Here is a 1,050-nt window from a genome sequence, read left to right as displayed (position 1 = left end):
TGTGGACGGCGCTCGAAAACTGGTCGGTTCCGGCGTTCGAGAAGTGAACGGTTTGGTCAGTCTATTGAGCCCTGCTCGGCTTTGATGCTGGGCAGGGTGTCGATGCCTCGGTCGCGCAGCCTGTAGGAGGTGCCTTTGAGGGCGATGACGTCGGCGTGGTGCACGATGCGGTCGATCATCGCGGCGGCGACGACTTGGTCTCCGAAGACTCCGGCCCAGGAACTGAACGGCAGGTTGCTGGTCAGGATCAGCGAGGCGTGCTCGTAGCGTGAGGAGACGAGTTGGAAGAACAGGTTCGCTGCGTCCTGTTCGAAGGGCAGGTAGCCGACTTCGTCGACGATGATCAAGCCGTAGCGGCGTAGCCGGGTCAGCTCGGTCGGGAGCCGGCCCCGGGTGTGGGCCTCGCTCAGGCGGGCGACCCAGTCGGTGGCGGTGGCGAACAGGACGCGTTGTCCTTGCCGTGCGGCAGCGACGCCGAGGGCGGTGGCCAGGTGGGTTTTGCCGGTGCCCGGTGGGCCGAGCAGGACCACGTTGCGGTGCTCGGACAGGTAGGCCCCGGAGGCCAGCGCATGGATCGGGCTGCGGGCGGCGGGTTGGTGGTCAAAGTCGAAGTCCTCGATCGTCTTGATCGCGGGCATCCCCGCCGCTCTGATCCGCAGGTGGGCGCCGGAGGCGTTACGGGCGGCGACCTCACGTTCGAGGACGGCGGCCAGGTACTCCTCGTGGGTCCAGCCGGCGTCGCGGGCGTGGTCGGCCAGGCGGGCTGCGGCTTCGGTGATCCGGGGTGCTTTCAGCGCCGCGGCGAGGTGGGTGAGTGTCTTGATCGTCTCCGTCGCCGCCGCCGCTGTGGTGGTGGTTTTGGCGGTCATGACAGGCCACCAGCGTCGAGGCCGAAGGCGCGGTCGTAGTCGGCCAGGTCCCGGAACATGGCCGCTGCAGGATCGTCGACCGGGACCGGGTCGCGGCCTTGGAAAGCTCGCCGCAACACGGCGGCGGCCTGTACGTGGGCCGGGTCGGTGACCGTCATCCCTCGCGCCCAGCGCCGGTCGT

General features: G+C 68.7%; 1 protein-coding gene and 1 pseudogene. Both read right to left on the bottom strand.

What is annotated here, in order from left to right:
• Positions 1-56 precede the first annotated feature (56 nt).
• Positions 57-869: an IS21-like element helper ATPase IstB gene (istB, locus tag ABD209_RS15550; RefSeq protein WP_344067830.1), complete on the bottom strand. Its 813-nt coding sequence runs from the start codon at positions 867-869 to the stop codon at positions 57-59.
• Positions 866-1,050, bottom strand: a pseudogene (locus ABD209_RS15545) (IS21 family transposase); the annotation flags it as partial. The gene istB and the pseudogene ABD209_RS15545, both read right to left, overlap by 4 nt.

This window comes from Nostocoides vanveenii, from assembly GCF_039531165.1.
GTDB classification, from domain to species: domain Bacteria; phylum Actinomycetota; class Actinomycetes; order Actinomycetales; family Dermatophilaceae; genus Nostocoides_A; species Nostocoides_A vanveenii.
This window is presented reverse-complemented; position numbering and strand designations above follow the sequence as displayed.